A 23,206-nucleotide genomic window follows, 5' to 3' on the forward strand; every position below is an offset into this window, starting at 1 on the left:
GGATTATAGAGGATAAAGAATATATATTTAGGGAGATGCTGCCAGATATGGAGATGAGATCCCCTAATGACGAATAACCTAATCATAGTGTGCGTGCTGACCATGATCATTCACACGGCCGAAACGTTGTCTTATTCGGTGCGCTTTGCCGGTGTGAAGCTGAACAAGATTGCCATTGCATTATCCCTGACCGGAATCATCGTGCTGGTATCCAGAACGGCCAATATGGTTCAAGCCCCGCTGACTGCCAAATTTGTTGATCTTGCCAAGATTGATCACACCTTTCCTCTGGAAAATTATCTGCGGATCATCATGCTGGCCTCCTCACTGGGTACATTGCTTGCTATTGCCTTATTCCCCACCTTCGTGGGGCTGTCCGGCAGAATTATCTCCAAGCTGGAGATTGAAGGTTCCATACCCAAGCTGCTGACCAGTGTGACGATCAGTCAGCTTAAGAACACCCGCAAGTACATCCGCAAGCCCAAAGTGAAGCTGCGCAGCTTCCGTTATCTGGGCATTCCGAAGCGCTTTATTGTCATGAATATATTTGTTACCGGATTTTATACGGTCGGTGTGCTGTCTTCATTGATGGCAGCGCATCTGGTACCAGCTTTCAGTACAACAGCCTCCCAGGCATCTGGGTTGATCAATGGTTTTGCTACCATCATGCTGACCATCTTCATCGACCCTCAGCTTGGCATTATCACCCATAAGGCTACTGAAAATGCGGATTCCCGGGATCAGCTGGGCAAAATATATGTCCTCCTGATGGGTTCGAGGTTCCTGGGAACCTTGCTTGGTCAGGCTGTGCTTTTGCCTGCAGCCCATTCGATTATCTGGCTGGTGCAGCTGATCTGATGATGCCCCAAGCGCAAAAGAAACACTGCCCTATACATAGAAAAGCTGTTGTATCAGCGGTTTCATGGCTTCATTCTTCTGGCGCATTCAGCCGCCGGCTCATTTAGGCAGCTTGGCTTCCGCTGCCCGGAGCGCAAGCGTGATCTTCTGCTCCCAGGCATACGATTGCTGCCCGAACGTACGAAGCTCGCCCATGCGGGCATAAGACAATTTCATCGCCGCCGCAGCGGTGATGGCGTCGCCCGCTGCAATAGCGGCTTTGTATCGTTTATCTGCCTCTGCACGTTCTGCCTGCGCAGTGCTGGCCCCTTTATTCTGAGCTGCAATTTGCTTCTTGAGACCGGCTATGGGAGCCAGGGCATCCTTAGCCGGTTTTAGCTTGGCTGCTGTAAGTGCCCGGGCTTCCGCTAGCAGGGTATTCTTCGCCTTGACTTCGGACCGGGCGGCGGTTGCAGCGGCCTTCAATTTGTTCCGTTTAATCTCCAGCAGGGTTGCCGACTTCAGATTCCCGGCCTTGCGGGCTGCTGTGATCTGCTTGCCGAGCGAACTGTATTCCTCTAATAGCGGTGAATGCTTCTTCTTCATGGCTTCAGCTTCCGCCTTCAGCCGGTTCAGCAAGACGGAATCAACGGTCTTCAGCTTCAAATTTATGGCTGCGAGATCCGTATTATTCTGCTTGCGGAGTGTCTGGGTTCTCGTACCTTCCGACTTCAATGTCACCTGGAGTCCGGTATAATCGCTGTACATCGTATGAATCTCTTCCAGGGCGGAGTCCCAGTCAGATGCAGCTTCAGCATGAGGAAGATATACGCTGAACATTGCCAGCAGAACCAGCATTCCTATCATTCTGCGGTAAAAGCCTGCGCCGTTCCATTGTTCAGAAGCAGCATTCCATTTCCGTATTCCTGCTTTCATTCTCATCATCTCCTGTAATATGGTCGATAATAGACGCAAAAAAGCACCCCCAAGAAAGGCGCAAAGGCCTGTCCTGCGAGGTGCTTCTCCCGCTTATCGTATGAAATTTGTCCTTTTACTATAGCTTGTAATCAAGGGATCGTCAACAAAAAAAGAACGCAGGTTCGCTTATTTGATCTTCTATTGCTATTTTTAATGTAACTGGTTCAAGAAATCTAGTAGAATAGTTCTATAGTTTACAATATTGGATAAAATCCGCAGCAGAAGCAGTAGACAGGGAGATGACAGCGTGCAGCTTAGACATGTGAAAATCTTGGGTACCGGCAAGTATTTACCCGCAAGGAAGGTGATGGACGAGGAATTGGACATGATGCTCGGCACACCTGCTGGCTGGGTCGGCAAAATAACGGGTGTAGGCGTACGGCATTATGCCGGAGAGGGTGAAACGGCCTCTAGTATGGGTGCCAAGGCCGCTGAAGCTGCGCTTGCGGCAGCCGGCTTGAGCTTTTCTGATATCGATTGCCTGGTCTGCACGAGCGGAACTAAAGAGCAGCCCCTGCCCAGTACGGCAGTATTTATCCAGCAGGCGATGGGACAGGGGGACTCCGGTGTCCCGGCATTTGATATTGACTCAACGTGCCTCAGCTTTCTGGTGGGTCTGGATGTCATGTCTTATATGGTGGAAGCAGGCAGATACCGGAACGTGCTTCTGGTAGCTACAGAGATTGCCTCGGCTGGACTTAATTATGAGGACAAGGAAAGTGCGGCGCTATTTGGAGACGGGGCGGCTGCGGTGATTATCGGTCCTAGTGCAGCCGGAGATCCTTCGAAGATTCTTCATGCCTCGCTCAAAACCTACAGCAGCGGTGCGCGTTACTCGGAGATTGCCGGCGGAGGCACCAGGCTGCATGCCCAAAAATACACCAAGGAGAATATCTTGCCTTATTTATTTCATATGGACGGGCAGGCCATTTTTCGAAAAGCTTCCAAGCTTCTTCCGGAATTTATCAGTGAAATGCTGACGCAGACAGATACGCAAATGAATGATTTTCGTCTGGTTATCCCCCATCAGGGAAGTGCAATGGCGATGCGGCTGCTCCGAAAAAAGCTGGGTATTGCCGAGGAAAGATTCCTTGACAATACTCCTGGACATGGGAATACCATCGCAGCTTCGATCCCCATGGGGCTGCATGAAGCAATCGTTCAAGGACGGGTGCAGCGCGGGGACCGCATATTGTTCGTTGGCACTGCGGCAGGCCTGTCACTGGGAGGCATGATTATTGACTACTGATCCCACTGGCAATCCGGCTGTGTTGAATGTGCTCATTACCGGGGGAAGGGCACCTGTGGCACTGGAGCTGTCCCGGCTGCTGCGGGATGCTGGACACCGGGTATATGTTGCTGAAAGCGCCAGACATCATCTATGCCGGGTTTCTTCGGCCGTGGAACGCAGCTATCGTGTACCCCCGCCAAGGCATAGTACGGCGGCGTATATTGATGAGCTGGCAAGGCTGGTCGAGGAACTGGGCATTGATGTGCTGATTCCGCTGTGCGAGGAGATTTTTTATATCTCGGCCAGTCTTGACCGCATCATTGGCTGCCGCGTGCTCTGTGCGGGGCCGGAGATGCTGGCCCGCTTGCATCACAAGGCCGACTTCATGATCTGGGCCCGGGAACTGGGATTTACTATCCCTGTGACACGGCTGCTCAGCAACCCTGAGGAATGGAATAACCAGACGGATGAAGCTGCGCGTATGGGTGAAGCCTGGGTATACAAGCCAGCATATTCACGGTTTGCTTCCAAAGTCATTTTACCCGGTAAGTTCACCGGAGAGCAGGGAGGCCTTGCCGGATCACGCAGGCTTGCTGCTCCTCCCGGTCTTTGTCCCGCCGCTCCCTGGGTGGCTCAGCAATTTATCAAGGGAGCGGCCATATGCACTTACAGTGTTGTGCATCAAGGTGAGCTGGCTGCGCATGCCGCTTATGGCAGCGGGTACCGGACCGGCAAGGCGGGGGCAAGCGTGTATTTTGAACCATTGGAGCATCCGGGAGCTTTTGAGTGGATACAGCGTTTTGTCCGTGCCACCGGATTCAGCGGCCAGATCGGCTTCGATTTCATCCAGGCGGAGGACAATGTTTTGTACCCGATCGAATGCAACCCGCGCGCGACCAGCGGAATTCATCTGTTTGCTCCTGAGGATGGGCTGGTGCAGGCTTTGCTGGGTCCTGAGCTGCTTGCGCAGCACGGAAGCATCAGCATACCTCGTTCAGGCAAAAAAGCCATGCTCGCACTTCCCATGCTCGCCTGCGGCCTGCGGCCCGGACCGGGAGGCCTGAATAGGTGGAACAGGGCATTTCGTGCTGCTGAGGATGTGATTTTCCGCAAGGAAGACATGCGTCCTTTCCGCGAGCAGTTTCGCGTCGTCTACCATGCCTATCGTCTTGCCAGGCAGAATAAGATTTCGGTGACTGAAGCCCTGACAGAAGATATAGAATGGAACGGTGAGTAATGGCTAGAGCACTTGTAACAGGCGCGACCGGTTTTCTTGGCCGTCATACGGTACAGAGGCTTGTAGAACTGGGCTGGGAAGTATACGGTCTCGGGCGAAACCGGGAGGCCGGCGAACAGATTGAACAGGCTGGTGCTGTGTTTCTATGTGAGGATTTGCGGGAGCGCGAAGCTGCGGTCCGGGCGTGTACGGGTATGGATATAGTCTTCCATTGTGCGGCACTCTCTTCGCCCTGGGGCAAATATAGTGACTTTTATACATGTAATGTAGCAGCTACACGGAACATAGTAGAGGGCTGCAAGCGGCATAGGGTCCAGCGGCTGATTCATATATCGACCCCAAGCCTATATTCCAGCCGCAACAGCCGGTTCGGCATTCGGGAAGCAGATCCGCTTCCGCCGAAACCGGCTAACAGCTATGCGGCAACCAAACGAATAGCGGAGCAGGTAGTTGAGCAGGCCGTAAGTGAGGGGCTGACGGCATTTATACTGCGTCCGAGAGCAATCTTCGGCCCAATGGACAATGCCTTGTTTCCGCGGCTGCTGGAGGCTAATGAAGGTAAAGGGGTGCCGTTGCTTGATGGGGGAGGCGCAATAATCGATGTAACTTGCGTGGAGAATGTCATCGATGCCATGCTGCTCTGCTGCAGCGCTCCGCTGTCAGCGGCCGGGCGAACCTACAATATCACCAACGGCGAGCCGGTCATGTTCAGGGAGCTCCTTGAGCGGCTGTTTGCCCGGTTAGAGATGCCGCTGCATAGCAGACAGATTCCATATCGTACCGCTTATGCTGTTGCGGGAATGTTGGAAGGTGTACATAAGCTGCTTCCATTCCTGGGCGAACCGATGCTTACCCGCTATTCGGCTTCGGCCCTCGGTGTCTCTCAGACGCTCGATATTTCACTGGCGCGGGCCCAGCTTGGTTATCATCCCCGTGTAACTATAGACGAAGGTCTTCAGTCCTTCGCGGAATGGTGGAGAGAACAAAAATGATGACTTCAATTCCTGTATCGGTGTCCATTTTGTCCGCAGGATACTGCGTTCACCCCGAAATACTGACGCTGAAGGGCGGTATGGTCAGACCTGTGGCTTTTCCGGCAGGATATGTGCTGCTGAGACATCCACAGCATGGACCAATCCTGTTCGATACAGGCTACAGTGCCCGATTCTTCCAGGAGACAGCGAAGCTTCCGGCTTCACTGTACCGCCATATTACACCGGTAGTTTTCAAGGAAGGAGAAAGTGCAGTGGAGCGTCTCCGGGAAGCTGGTATTCCACCCGAAGAGATCCGTTACATGGTGCTGTCGCATTTTCATGCGGACCACATCGGCGGTGTCCGGGACTTTCCCCGGGCGAAGTTCATCTATTTACAGAAGGCATATGAGGCCGTTCGCAGGCTTGGAACCATTAAGGCGCTTAGGGCTGGATTTCTTCCAGGACTGCTTCCAGAAGACTTTGCAGCCCGTTCTTTGCCTATCGGCGAGCACTCGCCCAAACGCCCGCTGGACGCTGGACTTCCCTTCAGGGATGCATATGATCTGCTTGGCGACGGAAGTCTGCTGGCAGTGGAAATGTCAGGCCATGCTGCCGGGATGATCGGCTTGTTCGTCTCTGACGGTGGATGTGACTACCTGCTCTGCGCGGATACCGTATGGTCGAGCCGGGCTTTTCGCGAGAACCGCAGGCCACATCCCGCAGCCAGTCTCATTATGTCTGACCGCAGAGAATACCGGCTGAATTTTGACCGTTTACGGCAGATCCACGAGAACTTTCCTGACCTGCGGATTGTACCCAGCCACTGCCGCGAGGCACTCGCACGCTGGGGAACAGGCGGTGTGAAATGAGACGGCTGCTGCGCACGCTCCGGTATTACAGCCTTACAAGGCGGCGGCATCGCTGGAAGAACCGGGAAGCTCTGGAGCTGTGGCAGGAAAAGCGGATTCGGCACCATGTGGAACAGATCCGCCAGGCATCCCCTTATTACCGTGATCTGTGGGCCAATATCCCCGCGGCAGAGTGGCACCGATTTCCGATCATTGAGAAGCAGCTCATGATGGATAATTTTGATACGCTGAATACAGTGGGGATCACCAAAGACATAGCTTTCACCGAGGCTTATGAAGCAGAGAATAGCCGTCATTTTAAGCCGACACTCCATGGAATTACGGTTGGTTTGTCGTCGGGAACGTCAGGAAACCGGGGAATCTTTCTTGTCAGTGAAGAAGAACAGGCTGCCTGGACAGGAACCGTATTGGCCAAGCTGCTGCCGGGAGGGCTGTGGCAACGGGCGAAGATCGCCTTTTTCCTGCGGGCCAACAGCAATCTCTATGAATCTGTCAGACAAGGGCGGCTGCAATTTCAGTATTTTGATCTGCTGGAGCCGGTCGTACAGCTGGTCGACAGGCTGGAGCAGTATAGTCCGGACATCTGGATCGCACCCCCGTCCATGCTTCGTCTGCTAGCTGAAGCGTATCTGTCGGGCAGCTTGAGCGTTCAGCCGCGCCGCCTGATTTCCGTAGCGGAAGTTCTGGACCCGCTGGACCGGGAGCATATTGAACGGACCTTCGGGCAGAAGGTGCATCAGGCTTACCAGTGTACGGAGGGATTTCTCGGATATACCTGTGAGTACGGAACGCTGCACCTTAATGAAGATATTGTTCATATTGAAAAAGAATATCTGGACCGCGAATCCAGACGCTTCGTGCCGGTGGTAACGGACTTTTCAAGAAAGGTCCAGCCTATTATCCGCTACCGGCTGAATGATATACTGACCGAACTGGCTGCGCCTTGTCCTTGCGGTTCATTGTTTACGGGGATAGAACGTATTGAAGGCCGATGCGACGATATTCTGTATCTGCCCCATTTGGAGAACGGCCAGCTGGTTACGCTGTTCCCCGATTTTATCACCCGAGCTGTAATGGCAGCTTCACCGGAGATCGAGCATTACCGGGTTATTCAGCGCAGTCCGCTGGATCTAGAGATTTCGTACCGCTCACGCGAGGGAAGCACAGAGGATATTGAATCACTGTTAACCAGGGAATTCTCGCGGTTATTCACCCGGCTCTGCTGTATTCCTCCGCAGCTTCAGTTCACCGAATATAGCTTCTCGCCTGGACCAGTGAAGCTGCGGCGGGTGGAGAGGAGCTGGAAGCTTTGAAGGATGGAGTGTTTCAATATGACAGGGATAGCATTAAGGAACTGAACTGGCCGGATACGGAATATGGCCGCTATGCGCAGCAATACGTTTCAGCCTTGCTGGAGCATCCTGTAGAACATTTTATTGCCAATGTGCGTACTGCGGTCAAGGTGGTTGCGGTTGACGGCTTGCCCATACCGATCAGCGTAAATGAAGCCGAGTATGCAAACTCCTATGTTTGCTCTCCGTACACGCATTATGTCAGCTATGCCCATGAAGAGCTTGCTTTGCTGAATAACCAGCTGTTGGAGGGAACCTTGGCTGCTCTTCTGCGGGGAATGGGCCATCTGCTGAGGACTGCCAGGTTCAACCGGGTGGTTCAGGTCAATAACTGGCTGCTGTCCACCAACCTGTATCCTCCGGTGAATCCGGACCAGTTACTGAAGGTGCTGGACTTTCTCCGCTGCGAGTATCCCGGCTATACGCTTCTCTTTCGCTCCCTAAGCCAGGAAACATCCGGGCCGATAATGGACGCACTTAGCAGCTATGGCTGTAGATGGGTGCCGAGCCGCCAGATTTATCTGCTGCAGCATCCTGCGGGGTCGAAGGCCAAATGGCTGGTCAAGCGTGACCGGGCATTGCTGGACAAGCATGGCTATACGGTTGAAGGACCCGATCAGATTACGGAGAAAGACATCCCCCGCATAGTGGAGCTCTATGAGCTGCTGTATATCCATAAATATTCAGAACATAATCCGAAGTTCACCGCAGCCTACATCCGCCTTGCCCTGGAGAAGCGCACACTCCATGTACACGGTCTGCGCAAAAACGGCAGGCTAGACGCCGTACTCGGCTTCTACAGCCGGGAGGGTGCGATGACGGCGCCGCTGTTCGGCTATGATACTTCGCTGCCGCAGTCGACCGGACTGTACCGGATGCTGTCTGCTGTGCTGATTGATCTTGCCGCCAGCCGGGGAGAACTGCTGCATGAGAGCTCCGGGGTAGGTCAATTCAAACGCAACCGCGGAGCTGTGGCCGCCACAGAGTTCTCGGCAGTGTATGACAAAGGCACATCCTGGCTGAACCGTTCCGGCTGGGCCTTTCTGGGGCTGCTGCTCCGGCGGGTGGGCATACCCTTGATCCAAAAGTTGAAGCTGTAACGGATTTGTTTTACGCTAAAGCTGTCACAGCAAGTTTTGTACGAAGTGAATTCCAAGAAGCGAAGCTCACAAAACAAAAGCGTATGCTTCCGAAGCAAGTTTTGTACGAAGTGAAATCTAAGAAGCGAAGCTCACAAAACAAAAGCGTATGCTTTCGAAGCAAGTTTTGTACGAAGTGAAATCTAAGAAGCGAAGCTCACAAAACAAAAGCGTATGCTTCCGAAGCAAGTTTTGTACGAAGTGAAATCTAAGAAGCGAAGCTACAAAACTTTTAAGAGGTGCAATTATGAACAGCGAAAACGGGCGGAATGCAAATAAAATCGCCCTCATCACCGGTGCCTCCTCCGGCTTCGGTCTGCTGACTGCCCTGGCGCTGGCCCGCAAAGGCTACCAAGTCGCAGCCACCATGCGGGACCTGGGCCGCCAGGGAGAGTTGTTGCAGCAGGCTGAAGAAGCCGGGGTATCAGAGCGGATACATGTACTGGCCCTGGATGTTACGGACTCAGCATCCATTAAGTTCGCAGTAGCAGCGGCTATGGAGATATTCGGAAGAATTGATGTATTGGTCAACAATGCAGGTTTTGCCGTCGGCGGCTTTGTGGAAGAGGTGGGCATGGAGGAATGGCGGCGGCAGATGGATACGAACTTTTTTGGTCTAATTGAAGTTACTAAGGCTGTTCTGCCTATGATGCGGAGTCAGCGGGCGGGCCTGATTGTCAATGTCAGCAGCGTCAGCGGTTTGACCGGATTTCCCGGATATGCCCCATATGCCGCCTCCAAATACGCCGTGGAGGGCTTCAGTGAAAGCCTGCGCCAGGAGCTGCGTCCATTTGGGATTCGGGTTGTACTGGTGGAGCCTGCTTCGTTCCGTACACCGATCTGGGGCAAAGGGTTGGAGGGGATGCATACCCACGAGAATTCTCCCTATCAGAAACAGCTTGCCGATGTGTTGCGTTATTCCCGGCAGAGCGCCGAGACTGCACCCAAACCGGATCAGGTTGCCGACCTGATAGCACGGATTACAGCAATGAAGGCCCCAAGGCTGCGGTACCCAGTCGGCAAGGGCTCCCGTCTGCTGGTGATTGGTAAAACACTGCTGCCCTGGAAAGTGTTCGAAGGGATTATCGCCAAATCTCTTAAGAACATGAAGTGAATTACAGGCAGGATGATGTCTGACAAGAATGGAGGTGTGCCTAGTGCCGGATAAGGTGGGACTGCATATTTGCTTTGATGAGCTTGGCCGGGATATTGAGATTCTGGATGTGACGCCGGTGGCGCGTGGCAAATACCGTATTGAAGAAACGCCGATTTTCAACCCGTGCATCGCCCTTGGGGACATCATTCGGGTCGAGGAGAAGCAGGGGATTGCGTACTATGTGGAAACGGTGCAGAAATCGGGCTATGCCAGATATGCCTGGCTGCTGAGCAAGGAGGCTGCAGAATCGCAGGAGATCCATGATTTTAAGCACCGGATTACAACATATGAGGGCAAATGGGAGCAAATCTTTGGCGGTCTGCTGGTGATCCATATTTCCAAGTACTCTGAAGTTGACGTTGAGGCCGAAATGGCCCTGATTCTTGAACGTTTTGATATATAATTCGTGAACTGAAAGGAAGATATAATATGAAGAAATTTCTCAAGCAATGGGTTCCGAGTATAGCCATCGGGATTGTTTTGTCATTGTTTATCCGTACATATGTAGCTGAAGCCATGAAAGTCCCAACCGGTTCGATGATTCCGACGATACAGATCAACGACCGGCTGTTGGTGGAGAAGATGCTCTGGTTAACCACACTGAAGCATGGTGATATTGTCGTATTTAACCCGCCGGTGCCCGGCGATGAACAGAAAAAGTATGTCAAACGCCTCATGGGGCTGCCGGGAGATACGATTGAGATCAAGGACGGGGCTTTGTACAGAAACGGCGACAGGGTCGAAGAGCCTTATCTTCAGGAAAAGATGAACTACGCGTTCGGGCCGGTCACAGTTCCTGCAGACCACTATTTTTTTCTGGGCGACAACCGGAATACGAGCTATGATGCCCATCTGTGGAGCACACCTTTTGTAGCCAAAGATAAGCTGATCGGCAAAGTTCTGGTGGATGTTAATAATCTTTTCTAATAAATTGGGTAATCCACCACCACGACATTCTCAATGATCCCCTCAAGCAGCCCCACAAAATGCTGATGTGCAGGATGGGGTCCATATTTGCGCAGGGCTTCCTGATCTCTGAAGGTCACGCGAAGCCCCAGCGTATATCCATGGATATTCTCTGTTTCTTCCGTTTTGTTCACACCTGCCGTAAGCTCCACAATCCCGGGAATCGAATTCTTCAGCGCCATAAGCGTCTGTACGAGATGTTCTCCGGTTTCGGGCCTATATTGCTCTTTAAATTTAAAAACAACAAGATGCTCATACATTATTTTGTGTCCTCCCAAGGTTTTTATTTTGATTATAGCTGTATAACCTGCTCAAGGATAGGGTTCCATCATTCCGATTCGTGAAAGGAAAAATATTATGCAGGACAAATTACCTGTATCCAGAATCAAAACTCCGCTGAGCTTACGAGCAATGCTGTCGTTTATATTACTTATTGCAATAGAATCTTGGACGTTGAATTCACACAATCCATATCGTCCTTATTCTACTGTGGATTATATTATAGTTGTCTTACTTGCTATTCTAATTGTTCTCCTTGTGTTTCTAATTGTGAATGCCCTGCGGCCGGCTGCAGAAATCAAATGGGGTACCGATTCGCTGCAAATCCGTGGTGAAACCATCTACGCACAGAGGATTCAAGCCATCCAAATTGACGGACCAGTAGTGGGCATCCAACCGGTTGGCAAAAGGATTGCTCCTATGCGTCTAACCTTTCGTTTCATAGATGACCGCGCCCAGTCGATGAAAGAATTGACCCGCTGGGCAGAAGCGAACGGGGTCAAGCTGACCTATAAAAGATTCGTGAAATGGATGTAGAAGAGGCTAAAGTCGGGGATTCAATATACCTACTCTGGTACAGGGAACGTGACTTTAACCATATTGTTACTTTGCCAGCTTTTGGGCTATGATCAAGTAAAGATTGAGGGAAATATTCCTATACATAAAAAGGGGTGCTGAGACTTGAAAGTTCATGTCACGGATCTTAAACACGGCGACTGTCTTCTGACAGACACTTTCAATAGTGTAGGCCTGCACGTTCTCCCCAAGAGAACAGTTGTTCAGCGTGAGGAAATCACCATCCTGATCCGGCACAAAATAGAGTATGTAGATATTGAGCCGCGCACGATAAACCATGCTGAGAGCGGAAACGGACTCAGTCACAGCCTGAATGACAATTTCGACCATACCATCCAGAATTATGAATCGATTTTCCTGGAAGCATTGGCCCAAGGCTCCTTCACTCAAACCATGGTGGACGACACGCTGCAGCCGCTGCTCGAAACGCTGGATGCGCAGAAAGATGTCGTTTCCTTGCTATTATTGCTGGAGCGCGACGACATTGATACATATCATCACTCGCTGCAAGTTGGCCTGCTGTCGTATTATATCGCTGCTTGGCTCGGCCACTCCAAAGAGGAGCGTTATGAGATCAGCCGTGCAGGTTACCTGCATGATATCGGCAAGAGCCAAGTGCCTCTGTCCATATTGAACAAAGCCGGAGTCCTTACTCCTGCCGAGGAGGAAGAGCTGAAACGCCATACCACCTATGGATATGATATTATCCGCGGCTCCAAGATGGATGAGAAGACAGCACTCGTGGCCCTTCAGCATCATGAATTTGAGGATGGAACAGGGTATCCGAACCAGATTCTTAAGAATGAGATTCATCCGTACACTGAAATTGTTACTGTGGCGAATATTTATATGGGGCTGACTACCTCCAGGCTGAATCAGCCGAAGCAAGGGCTCGTTGCCGTCTTGCGCAAAGTTCATGAAATGGGCTTCGGCAAGCTGAACGGAACGGTGGTCCAGGCGCTTACAGGACATCTCCTTCCAGGTTTTGTCGGCAAAAATGTTCAGCTTTCCAATGGGGAAATCGGGACGATCGTGATGAATAACCCGCTTGACATGTTCAAGCCGCTTGTTAAAGTGGATAATGTATTCAAGGATTTGTCACGCGAACGCAGCCTGTCGGTTGAAGAAATCATTTTATAGCCTGAGCAATAACGAGACATGACAAAAGGTTATCCCATCCGTTTCACAGCGGAAGTTCGGGATGGCCTTTTTGATTGCCGGGAATTTGAATTCAGCTAGCAGATTAGCTATGATGAATGAAAGATTAAGATAGGAGAACTGAGGATGAACACCCAAGATCAGATCGAGAAATTCAAACAGATTAAATATGAATTGACCCGTTTTATGATGATTTACAAGTTTGCACTGGAGGAAATTGAGACCAAAATCGATATCCTAAAACAGGAATTTCAGATGCTCCATGACTATAGCCCGATCGAGCATACGAAATCGCGGATTAAATCCCCAGAGAGCATTATGAACAAAATGCTGCGCAAAAACAGCGAGTTGTCGCTGGATGCGATTAAATCCAGCATTAAGGATATCGCCGGGCTACGGATTACCTGCTCCTTTATCTCCGATATCTATCAGGTCAGTGCCATGCTGCAGAAGCAGGATGATCTAAAGGTGCTTGGCGTGAAGGATTATATCAAGAACCCCAAGCCGAATGGATATCAAAGCCTGCATTTGCTGGTGGAGGTTCCGGTCTTTTTGTCAGACTGCCAGGAGCATGTATGTGTAGAGGTGCAGATCCGCACGATTGCTATGGATTTCTGGGCCAGCCTGGAGCACAAGATTTTTTACAAGTACAGCCAAGCTGTTCCCGAGCATCTGACCCGTGAACTGAAGAATGCAGCCGATAAGGCATATGAGCTGGATCTGCAGATGGAGCGTCTCCACCGTGAAATTAAGGAAATCAAGGATGCGCAAGGCGACGATTCCGATGCAGAGCTGCGCCAGATCATGATCAACAACCAGCAGTTTAACCTGCCGGCCAGTTTCATTAAGCTGTTAGGCGAATAAAAGGGTTTTACATGGGCTGGTGAGGAGCGGTTTCAGGAGGCAGCATAGATTTTACATAGAGGATGATTATTTTCTATAAAGTCATATGTATAGAGGAGATATGAACACTTTGAGTACGCCTGATCATCGTCACATTGCTGTGAATCAAATCGGTTATGCCACAGAAGGAGCAAAAATTGCCATATTCAGCGGAGAAGCGCATGGCTTCCGGGTAATCAATGAAGAGACAGAGGCCATGGTGTATACCGGTAAGTCCGGAAAAGCAATCGTGGATAAACCCAGCGGTGCTATCGTTCATGTGGCAGATTTCTCCGGGGTCAGAACGGCCGGCCGGTATCATCTTGAAGGAGACGATGGTCATGTATCTGCCTCCTTTGTGATCGGGGACAAGCCCTATGGGGAGCTGCAGCAGGGACTTTTGAAAGCTTTTTATTATTACCGCTGCGGTGTAGAGCTGACCGGAGAATTTGCCGGTCCATGGGCCCACGGAGCGTGCCATACGGCAGAAGGCATCGTATACGGACAACCGGAGCTGACGCTGGATAGCTGCGGCGGCTGGCATGATGCCGGAGATTACGGGAAGTACTCCGGTCCTGGAGCAAAGGCCATATCCGATTTGCTGCTTGCCTATGAACTATATCCCACAGCATTTGCGGTTTCAATACCGCTTCCTGAGAGCGATGGTAAGACACCGGATGTGTTGTTGGAATGCAAGGTGGAGCTGGATTGGCTGTTCAAGATGCAGGAACCTGGTACAGGCGGAGTGTACCATAAGCTGACTACTTTGAACTTTCCTGGTCTTGATGTAATGCCGGAGGAGGATAACGCAGAACTGTATTTTTCACCGGTATCCTCAACAGCGACTGGGGACTTTGCCGGTGTGATGGCGATGGCGGCAAGGGTCTATGAGCCTTATGACCAAGGTTATGCCCGCCGATGTCTCACTGCGGCTGAAGCGGCCTGGAGTTGGCTGCAGCAGCACCCTGAGGCGCCTGGCTTCAGGAATCCGCCGGGAATTAGCACCGGTGAATATGGTGACGATACGGATCAGGACGAACGGTACTGGGCAGCGGCAGAACTGTACCGTACCACAGGTGAATTGGTCTATCATGAGGCGGTTCAGGCATTGGCACAGCTGTCATTCCCAAAATACAGCCTGGGTTGGGCGGATATGGGCGGATACGGGACACTTACGTACCTTTTGACCGGGGAATCAGCCACTGAGAAGGGCTTGTATACTTCGCTGAAGCAGGGGCTTCTGGCAGAAGCCGATCGGCTGGTGCGGCAGAGCCGGGAGGATGGCTACCGTATTTCCTTGCTGGAAGAGGATTATATCTGGGGCAGCAATATGCTGGTCTTGAACAACGCGATGCTGCTTCTGGCGGCCGAGCATTTCAGCGGTGAGACCGCCTATGCCGCTTGCGCGCTGGATCATCTGCACTACCTGATGGGACGCAATGTGCTGGACATCAGCTATGTGACAGGGTTCGGCGACCGTCCAGTTATGCATCCTCATCACCGCCCATCGGTTGGTGACGGTGTAGCCGATCCGGTACCCGGCCTAGTATCCGGCGGACCCGACCGCGGGCTGCACGATGAATATGTTGCAGAGCATCTTCAAGGCAAGCCTGCTGCCCAGTGCTTTGCCGATCATGATCTCAGCTATTCCACAAATGAGGTAACGATTTACTGGAACTCTCCGGCTGTGTTCGTGACGGCCCGGTTTAATATGTAGAGAAAATTCTGCTAAGGAGTCAATCCCAATGAACCCTTACCAAATCATCAGCCTGGACATGTTCCAGACCCTGGTGAACATTGAAGGCCGGAGGAATCACATCTGGAGACCGATCCTGCAGCAGGATTTTAGCAAGGAACGGGCTTTAGAGCTCGGTCAACTGCTGTTAAGACATTATTTTGAACAGTCGGCTGCGATTCGTGATGCCGGAGGCTTTTACACCAGCAAGGAAATATTCCGCAGCGGTTTTGAGAAAGTCTTCATGGAGCACAAGTTGAGCTTTGATTCCCTTAAGGCAGTGGACATTCTTTTTGCCGAGCACCGGCTTTCCGATTTGTATGAAGACACGGAGCCGTTCCTGCAAAAGATCATTGAAGCGTATCAGGTCTGCATTGTGAGCGACACGGATACTCTGATGCTGCCGGATTTCTATAAGGATTATCCCATTAAGCTGTTTACTTCAGAAGCGTACCGATCCTACAAAAATGACGGGCTGAACCGGATGTTCAGTGAGGTCATCGCATTCTACGGCGTACAACCCGGTGAAATCCTGCATATTGGAGATTCACCCTCGGATGTGCTGGGTGCCGCAAGAGCGGGAATCCGAACCTGCTGGATCAACCGGACCGGATCAGCCTGGAAGCATGAGGTGCAGCCGGATGTAACCGTGGGTAATCTTGAAGAACTCTCTACCATTCTTGAGACGGGCGCGGCATTGCATGCAGAAAGGGGGCTGGAGCCCAGTGAATTCTAATCTACCCAATATAGAACAATTGCGTTACCCCATTGGACCTTTTGTAAGCCCGGGTCAGCCGACGTCGGCACAGCGCAAAGAATCCATTGACGAAATCAGCAATATAACGGCACTGTGGAGAGCGACCGTCCAGTCTCTCACGCCAGAGCAACTGAATACGCCTTACCGCCCAGGAGGCTGGAGTGTGAAGCAGGTGGTTCACCATCTTGCCGACAACAATATGAATGCCTATCTGCGCTTTAAGCGGGGACTCACCGAAGAGGCGCCGGAGATTCCTTCCTACCGGGAGGAACTTTGGGCAGAGCTAAGTGATTATCATGAGGAGCCCATTGAAACCTCGCTTGCGCTGCTTGATAGCCTGAACCGGCGATTCGCTGGCCTGCTGGTTTCCCTGGAAGAAGAACAATTTAATAGAACCTTTATAAGCCTTATGCTGGGTACGATGACTTTGGATACAGCGATTCAGCGGTACAACTGGCATAACCGCCATCATCTTGCACAGATCACCTCATTGATTGAACGAAGCGGCTGGTAACCCCAGAGAATTGAAAAGAGCAAGCGGATTCGGGAACAGTTCCCGCCGCTTGCTCTTTCCTTTGTTTATTTGCTGTCTTGGCCAATCTTCAATCAAGGCCGGTATAGGACGAGATTTCAATAACAAAGATATCCTCACCGTAAAACCCCCTTTTTGCGTAGCCTGTCGGTGATTTTGGAAATATAAACTGTGTGTAGACTCTGTTTCCCAATCGTATATAATTAATATCAGATGGACCTGTCGGCAACGGCCGCCCAGTAACATAAGGAGGTTGAGCAATGCCTGGACTGGGAGAAGCAGGACAACCGAAAAAGAAACTCAGTCTTACCCTATTGCTGATTGGTCTGGTCACATTGGTGGTTCTGCTGACTTCAACGATCCTGCTTACCGCTTCGTATCAATCGAAAAAAAAGTCTCTGATCGAGACGACCCTGAATTTAAATCTCTCCAATGCTGAACGCATGAGCAAGACAGTGGATTCACTCTTCCGGTCTATGCGCAGCAGTATGGTGTATAGTGCAGACAAACTGTCCCAGATCAATGAGGTACAACCGGAACAAGTTGACGATTACCTGGAATTGATGCGCAAGAGCAGCACCTATTTCAATTCAATTCTCCTGGTAGGTGCTGATGGTGTCATCCGTAATGCTTCACCGGCAACGCTTGGAATGGCAGGCAAATCGATTAAGTCCCCTTGGGCTGTGGAAGCGCTTCGTCTTAGACTTCCATATCTCTCAGAGCCTTTTACCACTGCTTCAACCGGCAGAATGATTGTTTTTATGAGTGAACCGATGTATGACCGGGATAAGCATTATCTTGGTCAGCTGGGCGGAACCATTTATCTGCAGGATAGCAATATTCTGAGTATGATTTTTGGTAACGATAATGAAATTGATTCATCGGGCTCCTATTATTACATCGTCAGTGCGGACGGGCATCTCTTGTTTCATCCTGATAAGGAACGGCTCAATGAGGACATCAGCAAAAGTGAGATCGTGCAGGAATTAATGAAAGGACGCAGCGGGCAAAGGGAAGCAGTTAATGTAAGAGGTATCCCTATGCTGGCTGGCTATTCAAGTGTTCCAGCCAATGGCTGGGGAGTTGCTGTAGTTTCACCCGTGAGCAAAATTCAGGATGAGCTATGGGGCCATATCCGCAAAACACTTGCCTATACTTTGATCCCTTTTGTGATTATGCTGCTGCTGGCCCTTGTAATAGCCCATCAATTGGCCAAGCCGTTTGTCATGCTTGCTGATCTGATGAACAAGGTGGGGAAGGAAAAGACTGAACTCCCTGTGCTGAAACCGCATTGGAACCGGGAAGCAGACCTCTTGACCAAAGCGGTGGCCATTGCTTGGAGTGATATTCAGAAACAGACAGATCAGCTCACCCAGGAAGCGATGACTGATCTTTTGACGGGACTAGCCAACCGCCGATCTCTTGATATTACAATGAATCAGTGGATTGCCGCGCAATTTTCCTTTTCCGTGATTGTGCTGGATGTCGACAAATTCAAATTTGTGAATGACACCTATGGTCATCTGGCAGGGGATGAGGTCCTGAAGCAGGTTGCGGGTATACTAAAAGCAAGTATTCGTCCGGGAGATGTCTGTTGCCGCTATGGCGGGGAGGAGTTTGTAGTGCTTCTTCCGCGAACCAAGGCTGCCGACGCCTATATCGTTGCGGAACGAATCCGTAAAACGCTTGAGGCCAGTGAGGTTCCGCTGGCGATGAAGGTAACCTCCTCACAGGGGATCGCTCATTATCCTAGCCATGGGGACTCCCTTGAGAAGCTGCTGGAGCAGGCGGACCGTGCGATGTATTCGGCGAAGGGCCAGGGCAGGAACCGGACGATTATAGCAGATGAATAAATGTTGAAGCGGCATGCCCCTTAAAAAGGAGGTGCCGTTTCTTCTTGCTGCAGCCGGAGAAAATTATTCACCTGGGCCTGGGCGGGTACATATCCTATCGTAAGAACGATAAAAACCGGTTTGCGGAAGGGAAGGATAGCCAGGTGACTTCATACATGGATTACAAATCACCCAATACACAATTTAGCTTTGATGTGAACTGCAACACAACCTTTAAGAAGGATGACTGTAATTATATCAATACGCTGTCAATCAAAGAGCTTAATACGCTGGAGAATACCTCCCTTCTAGACATTTTTCTCAGCAAGTCCAACGTAGTGGAACCCCATTACCACCAGAATGCCGCTGAACTGGTCTATTGTATCTCCGGTGCTGCAGTCGTCTCCCTGATCAATCCATTTACGAATGAGTTGCTGCATTTCCCCATCACACCGGGCCAGGTGGCGAATGTGCCGCAAGGCTGGTGGCATTATGAGGTGGCTACAACCGATTGCACGCATTTGCTGGCGATCTTCAATGCCCCGATACCAGAAGTCATACTGGGCTCCGATCTGCTGACGCTTACACCGCCAAAAGTGCTTGCTCACACGTATTGCATGAATGAAGCCGAACTCAAGGAAGTGCTGGCACCGGTGAAACCGGGAACCTTTATCGGACCGCCTGCAGATTGCTGTGAGCCCGGCAAGACTGCGGTAGCAAACACGGCGTATGCCAATAATATGGCTCCATACATGGAAGCCCAAGCTCCGCATATGCTTCAGCCCTTCGGTTACCAGCCAACCCCTGCGCATGGATACTACGGCCAGCCGTATGTTCAGGAGTACCGCCAGCAGCCCTATGTCCAGACTTATCCGGGTATACAGAATGCGGTTGATATTGGGGGGAGTGTATAACAAGCGGTTGAAGTGAAATCCTTCATAATCAGATAAAACAAAAGCCACCCCGGGATTGCTCCCTGCGGGTGGCTTCATTGATTAAGACAAGCGGACCAATACGCGGCCCCGTGTGTTGGATTTCAAGATATCTTCCAGGGCAGCGGGCAGATCGGTTAAGGTGACCTCGCGGTCCACAAGCGCGTCCAGCAGTTCCGGCTTCAGATCGGAGCCCATCCGGTCCCAAATCTGAATGCGCTGCTCCATCGGACAAGCAACCGAATCGATTCCAAGTAAGCTAACACCCCGTAAGATAAAAGGAAGAACTGTCGTCGGAACCGATGTTCCGGCGGTTAATCCGCTTGCGGCAACGGAGCCGCCGTAAGCAATTTTGCTGAGAACTGCAGCAAGTGGAGCACCACCGACGGCATCAACGGCGGCCTGCCACAGCTGCTTGTCCAGCGGTTTGCCTGAACCGCCGCTGACCTCCTCGCGCGAGAGGACTTCGGCAGCACCCAGGGCCTTTAAATAATCAGCTGCATCTGCTTTGCCGGTGCTGGCTGTGACCTGGTAGCCTTTCTTGGCAAGCATGGCAACGGCCGAGCCGCCGACACCACCGGTTGCGCCGGTGACCAGCACTTTGCCCTTATCCGGCGCAGCGCCATGAGCTTCGATTGCCAGAATGGACATGGCAGCGGTATAACCGGCAGTGCCATAGATCATTGCTTCCCGCAGCGTAATGCCTTTAGGCAGTGGCATGACCCATTCAGAAGGAATACGCGCATACTCGCTGAAGCCGCCGAAATGGGATACCCCAATGCCGTACCCGGTGGCAATGACGGATTGCCCTTCCTGAAAACGCGGGTCTGCGGAGGAAACAACTGTTCCCGACAAATCGACGCCCGGGATAAAAGGATAATTGCGGACAATGTTCCCGTTCGGGATACTCGCGAGTCCATCTTTATAGTTAACACTGGAATATGCAACTCGGATCAGTACTTCTCCGGCAGGCAATTTCTCCATAGTCAGCGGCTGTACCGTCACGGAAAAGGTCTCCGTTTTGTCCACAACCAAAGCTTGAAACGTTTCTGTCATGTAAGTCTCTCCTTAGACGAATTGTAATGGTAAGTATGTTATATAATATTTATTCTGACCGGTCAACTTTTTATTATCTATGATATAATGTACATTATTCCCTAATTTGCGGAGGTCGTATGGTACGCTACAAGAAATCCGAAGAGAAACGCAAACAGATTTTGTTCGCCGCCTTTCAGGCGTTGTCCGAGCTGGGGTATGATTCCGTGACCTTGCAGACGATCGCTGATCATGCCGAGGTCAGTAAAGGGGTTGTGCATTATTATTTTGACAACAAGGAAGCAGTGCTTGTGGAGCTGCTGGAATGGCTGACCGGTAAAATATCCGCTAAAGAGCAGGCAGCGGTGCAAGAACAGCAGACAGCGACCGGCAAGCTTAAGGCTTACATCGACTCTGCGTTCCCCGATGCGGCGAAGAACCGTTCCTTTTACCGTGTGTATCTGGATTTCCTGGCGAGGGCCAGCCGGATACCGGTGTACAGGGAGATTAATCAGCGTTTCTATGACAACTGCGCTCGGATAAGCACAGAGGTGCTGACGCTGGGGCAGGAGGAAGGGATTTTTGTCAAGGAGCTGTCCCCGGAGACAACGGCCCCAGTCATTCGTGCAATCATCGACGGCTGTCTGATCCAGTGGCTAATGACGAACAATGACGAGCTTCATACCGTATTCAAAGAATCCTGTTATGCGGCGGTGATGAAGGTGCTGAGCTCTTAGAATATGGCAAATAACAAACCGTTGAAAGGCTGAGTGCCTATGAGGACAAAATGGAGTTATCTCTTGCTTATTAGTATGCTCTGCCTTTCTGCTGCAATATGGATCTATTCCCAGTCTTGGGCTACCTCTCAACCCACAGTCAACAGGATTCGTCTGGGGCACGAAGAACCAGCAAAATATATAGTGGAAGACAAACAGATAGCGCTGGAAAATATGGAGATTTCCCTCGGCCATCAGACAAACCCGCAGAATTATATCAGCATACCGAATCATTCAGAAGAGCTATGGCGGCGCACACTACAGCTTCCCGCAGGAGAAGGAATCCTGATCAAGTTCCTGCATGGCGGTCCGGCTGTCCTGTCCGTCCCGGATATCACGCAGTATTGGCTCTGTATTCAGCGGCCCAGCAAAGACCTCAAAGACGGAACGGATACCTATTATATTGAAGCTCAAGTGACCGGTGACGAGGATGCCGCTGAACAAGAATTACTGAAGCTTGCGCAGACTTGGGAAGTTCCCAAGTAGCGGAGGGAGCATGTTGACCAGGAGAGCAAGTGGAGAAGTGGATGCCGGGCAGATCTACAAGCTGCGGATGAACATTCTGAAGCTGCCTGAAGTGGAGGATAAGCTTGCTTTTGTCAAAAACCTGAGCAACAGCGGAGGCTCTGTGATACTTGACCTCGATGAGTTGAAATGGTTCTCCGGCGATGAGGCCGAGGCAGCTGCCCAAGAGGACGGCAAACCGGATGCAGGCTCCCTGACGAATGGAATTTATTTCAGTAACTCAAGTGAATCTATTGGGAGTGTCAACCTTAAACCAGAGGTACTCATTGCCTAATTGGTCGGGGCTAGGCTGAAATTCGTTCCGCTTAATGACTTTATTGCCTCCGAGGTAAAAGAAATGCTGTTCCGGGTTGCATCGTTGGGGAGAAGGTCGTATTGCTGGAAGAGATCTATAGACCTTAGGCTTTCAAGAGGAATATCTAGAGGTATGAAGGACGGCCTAATCGGGCTGTCTTTTTTTGTCTACATTTGTAGAATTTCATGAAATTCAAGCTCGGTTACAGGAGGATTATGGTATTTAAGGACGAATATATATTTTCGTGGGATGAAAAAAGAACTAAATTCAGTACTTTGGGATAGTAGTTTGAGCTTTTTTTATGCCTAAGGTACAGGTTGTTAAAAGGAAAGGGCGGCCACAAATCAGTGGGTTTATGGCCTAATAACTACGAATTATTTGGGGGTAGTTTTATGAGCGTTTCGATTAAAGAATTTATAAGAGAGTACCATAAAGCAGTTGATGAGGGGCATGCCGCTATTTTTGCAGGTTCTGGTCTTTCTGCTTCCGTGGGCTTTGTCAACTGGAAAGAACTACTTAGAGATTTAGCAGAGGATATTAATTTAGATATAGATAAAGAAACAGATTTAGTAGCAGTTGCACAGTATTATCGAAACGAAAGAGGCGGAAGATCTAATTTAAATCAAATTATTATTGATCAATTCACAAGGGCAGCAGCCCCCAATAAAAATATTGAAATACTGGCATCATTACCAATAGACACTTATTGGACGACTAACTATGATCAACTTATCGAAACACAGCTTAAAAAATTCGGTAAGGTAGTTGATACAAAAATCATTCAAGAGAACTTAGCTACTACTATGCCTGAAAGAAATGTAGTAGTTTACAAAATGCATGGAGACATTTCGGATCCATCTAAAGCAATCCTTACTAAAGATGATTACGAGTCCTATAACGAAAAAAGATCATTATTTACAACTTCATTACAAGGAGACCTAATTTCAAAGACATTTTTGTTTATAGGCTTTAGTTTTGAGGATCCAAATTTAGCCCATATATTAAGTCATATTCGAACATTACTATCAACGAATCAGAGAAGTCATTATTGTTTTTTCGAAGAAGTTAATCCTAGTCATTTTAAAACAATTGAAGAATATAATTATGCAAAAGTAAAACAAGAACTAAGAATAAAAGATCTTCAAAGGTATTC

Annotated in this window: 25 protein-coding genes; 22 read left to right on the forward strand and 3 right to left on the reverse strand. The window is 50.4% G+C overall.

What is annotated here, in order from left to right:
* Positions 1–66 precede the first annotated feature (66 nt).
* Positions 67–858, forward strand: a complete 792-nt coding sequence (locus tag A3842_RS29615) for a lipid II flippase Amj family protein (protein WP_074085211.1) — start codon at positions 67–69, stop codon at positions 856–858.
* A 99-nt stretch (positions 859–957) separates the two neighbouring features.
* Here the strand turns inward: A3842_RS29615 and A3842_RS29620 are convergent, their stop codons facing one another.
* Positions 958–1,773, reverse strand: coding sequence for a hypothetical protein (locus A3842_RS29620; protein WP_083609790.1), 816 nt, complete (start codon positions 1,771–1,773; stop codon positions 958–960).
* Between the two features lie 289 nt (positions 1,774–2,062).
* On the opposite strand from A3842_RS29620, the gene A3842_RS29625 reads away from it, so the two are divergent.
* From A3842_RS29625 to lepB, 9 genes are all read left to right on the forward strand, one after another.
* Positions 2,063–3,064: a beta-ketoacyl-ACP synthase III gene (locus tag A3842_RS29625; protein WP_074103699.1), complete on the forward strand. Its 1,002-nt coding sequence runs from the start codon at positions 2,063–2,065 to the stop codon at positions 3,062–3,064.
* Complete coding sequence (locus A3842_RS29630) at positions 3,054–4,283, forward strand: ATP-grasp domain-containing protein (RefSeq protein WP_083609791.1); 1,230 nt, start codon at positions 3,054–3,056, stop codon at positions 4,281–4,283. Before A3842_RS29625 ends, A3842_RS29630 begins: the two co-directional genes overlap by 11 nt.
* The gene (locus tag A3842_RS29635) at positions 4,283–5,275 is read left to right on the forward strand and encodes an NAD-dependent epimerase/dehydratase family protein (RefSeq protein WP_074103700.1); all 993 of its coding nucleotides are present in this window, start codon (positions 4,283–4,285) and stop codon (positions 5,273–5,275) included. Before A3842_RS29630 ends, A3842_RS29635 begins: the two co-directional genes overlap by 1 nt.
* A complete protein-coding gene (locus A3842_RS29640) occupies positions 5,272–6,126 on the forward strand; it encodes an MBL fold metallo-hydrolase (RefSeq protein ID WP_074103701.1) in 855 nt (284 codons plus the stop codon). The genes A3842_RS29635 and A3842_RS29640 overlap by 4 nt, the downstream gene beginning before the upstream one ends.
* Positions 6,123–7,439: a F390 synthetase-related protein gene (locus tag A3842_RS29645; RefSeq protein ID WP_074103702.1), complete on the forward strand. Its 1,317-nt coding sequence runs from the start codon at positions 6,123–6,125 to the stop codon at positions 7,437–7,439. Before A3842_RS29640 ends, A3842_RS29645 begins: the two co-directional genes overlap by 4 nt.
* Positions 7,436–8,578: a GNAT family N-acetyltransferase gene (locus A3842_RS29650; protein WP_083609792.1), complete on the forward strand. Its 1,143-nt coding sequence runs from the start codon at positions 7,436–7,438 to the stop codon at positions 8,576–8,578. Before A3842_RS29645 ends, A3842_RS29650 begins: the two co-directional genes overlap by 4 nt.
* A 286-nt stretch (positions 8,579–8,864) precedes the next feature.
* On the forward strand, positions 8,865–9,731 hold the full coding sequence (locus tag A3842_RS29655) for an SDR family oxidoreductase (RefSeq protein ID WP_074103704.1): 867 nt from the start codon (positions 8,865–8,867) through the stop codon (positions 9,729–9,731).
* Positions 9,732–9,774: 43 nt separating this feature from the next.
* Positions 9,775–10,176, forward strand: coding sequence for a DUF4265 domain-containing protein (locus A3842_RS29660; RefSeq protein ID WP_074103705.1), 402 nt, complete (start codon positions 9,775–9,777; stop codon positions 10,174–10,176).
* Positions 10,177–10,202: 26 nt separating this feature from the next.
* A complete protein-coding gene (gene lepB, locus A3842_RS29665; protein WP_074103706.1) occupies positions 10,203–10,700 on the forward strand; it encodes a signal peptidase I in 498 nt (165 codons plus the stop codon).
* On the opposite strand, the gene A3842_RS29670 is transcribed toward lepB, so the two are convergent.
* The gene (locus A3842_RS29670) at positions 10,697–10,999 is read right to left on the reverse strand and encodes a Dabb family protein (protein ID WP_074103707.1); all 303 of its coding nucleotides are present in this window, start codon (positions 10,997–10,999) and stop codon (positions 10,697–10,699) included. The two genes, lepB and A3842_RS29670, sit on opposite strands and share 4 nt — an antisense overlap.
* A 229-nt stretch (positions 11,000–11,228) precedes the next feature.
* Here A3842_RS29670 and A3842_RS29675 point away from each other — a divergent pair, with 229 nt between their 5' ends.
* The 8 genes from A3842_RS29675 (at position 11,229) to A3842_RS29710 (ending at position 19,404) form a co-directional block, all read left to right on the forward strand.
* On the forward strand, positions 11,229–11,555 hold the full coding sequence (locus A3842_RS29675) for a hypothetical protein (RefSeq protein ID WP_143186404.1): 327 nt from the start codon (positions 11,229–11,231) through the stop codon (positions 11,553–11,555).
* Between the two features lie 144 nt (positions 11,556–11,699).
* Positions 11,700–12,734: an HD-GYP domain-containing protein gene (locus tag A3842_RS29680; RefSeq protein ID WP_074103709.1), complete on the forward strand. Its 1,035-nt coding sequence runs from the start codon at positions 11,700–11,702 to the stop codon at positions 12,732–12,734.
* Positions 12,735–12,878: 144 nt separating this feature from the next.
* Positions 12,879–13,616 (forward strand): GTP pyrophosphokinase, encoded by a 738-nt coding sequence (locus A3842_RS29685; protein ID WP_074085222.1) that lies wholly within the window; start codon positions 12,879–12,881, stop codon positions 13,614–13,616.
* Positions 13,617–13,716: 100 nt separating this feature from the next.
* Positions 13,717–15,351: a glycoside hydrolase family 9 protein gene (locus A3842_RS29690; RefSeq protein WP_074103710.1), complete on the forward strand. Its 1,635-nt coding sequence runs from the start codon at positions 13,717–13,719 to the stop codon at positions 15,349–15,351.
* A gap of 28 nt (positions 15,352–15,379) precedes the next feature.
* Complete coding sequence (locus A3842_RS29695; RefSeq protein ID WP_074103711.1) at positions 15,380–16,105, forward strand: HAD family hydrolase; 726 nt, start codon at positions 15,380–15,382, stop codon at positions 16,103–16,105.
* Positions 16,095–16,640, forward strand: coding sequence for a YfiT family bacillithiol transferase (locus A3842_RS29700; RefSeq protein WP_256701925.1), 546 nt, complete (start codon positions 16,095–16,097; stop codon positions 16,638–16,640). Before A3842_RS29695 ends, A3842_RS29700 begins: the two co-directional genes overlap by 11 nt.
* A gap of 278 nt (positions 16,641–16,918) precedes the next feature.
* Positions 16,919–18,511, forward strand: coding sequence for a sensor domain-containing diguanylate cyclase (locus A3842_RS29705; protein WP_074103713.1), 1,593 nt, complete (start codon positions 16,919–16,921; stop codon positions 18,509–18,511).
* Positions 18,512–18,555: 44 nt separating this feature from the next.
* Positions 18,556–19,404: a cupin domain-containing protein gene (locus A3842_RS29710; RefSeq protein ID WP_371916030.1), complete on the forward strand. Its 849-nt coding sequence runs from the start codon at positions 18,556–18,558 to the stop codon at positions 19,402–19,404.
* A gap of 81 nt (positions 19,405–19,485) precedes the next feature.
* On the opposite strand, the gene A3842_RS29715 is transcribed toward A3842_RS29710, so the two are convergent.
* A complete protein-coding gene (locus A3842_RS29715; protein WP_074103714.1) occupies positions 19,486–20,478 on the reverse strand; it encodes an acrylyl-CoA reductase family protein in 993 nt (330 codons plus the stop codon).
* Positions 20,479–20,597: 119 nt separating this feature from the next.
* Here A3842_RS29715 and A3842_RS29720 point away from each other — a divergent pair, with 119 nt between their 5' ends.
* The 4 genes from A3842_RS29720 to A3842_RS29735 all read left to right on the forward strand — a co-directional run.
* Positions 20,598–21,194, forward strand: coding sequence for a TetR/AcrR family transcriptional regulator (locus tag A3842_RS29720; RefSeq protein WP_074103715.1), 597 nt, complete (start codon positions 20,598–20,600; stop codon positions 21,192–21,194).
* Between the two features lie 183 nt (positions 21,195–21,377).
* Positions 21,378–21,719 (forward strand): hypothetical protein, encoded by a 342-nt coding sequence (locus A3842_RS29725; protein ID WP_143186405.1) that lies wholly within the window; start codon positions 21,378–21,380, stop codon positions 21,717–21,719.
* A 13-nt stretch (positions 21,720–21,732) separates the two neighbouring features.
* Positions 21,733–22,032, forward strand: coding sequence for a hypothetical protein (locus A3842_RS29730; protein ID WP_143186406.1), 300 nt, complete (start codon positions 21,733–21,735; stop codon positions 22,030–22,032).
* A gap of 413 nt (positions 22,033–22,445) precedes the next feature.
* Positions 22,446–23,206, forward strand: a 761-nt coding sequence (locus A3842_RS29735; RefSeq protein WP_178382435.1) for an SIR2 family NAD-dependent protein deacylase, incomplete at its 3' end; no start/stop codon positions are given.

The sequence above is a fragment of the Paenibacillus sp. P3E genome, from assembly GCF_001909045.1.
Lineage (GTDB): Bacteria > Bacillota > Bacilli > Paenibacillales > Paenibacillaceae > Paenibacillus_AQ > Paenibacillus_AQ helianthi.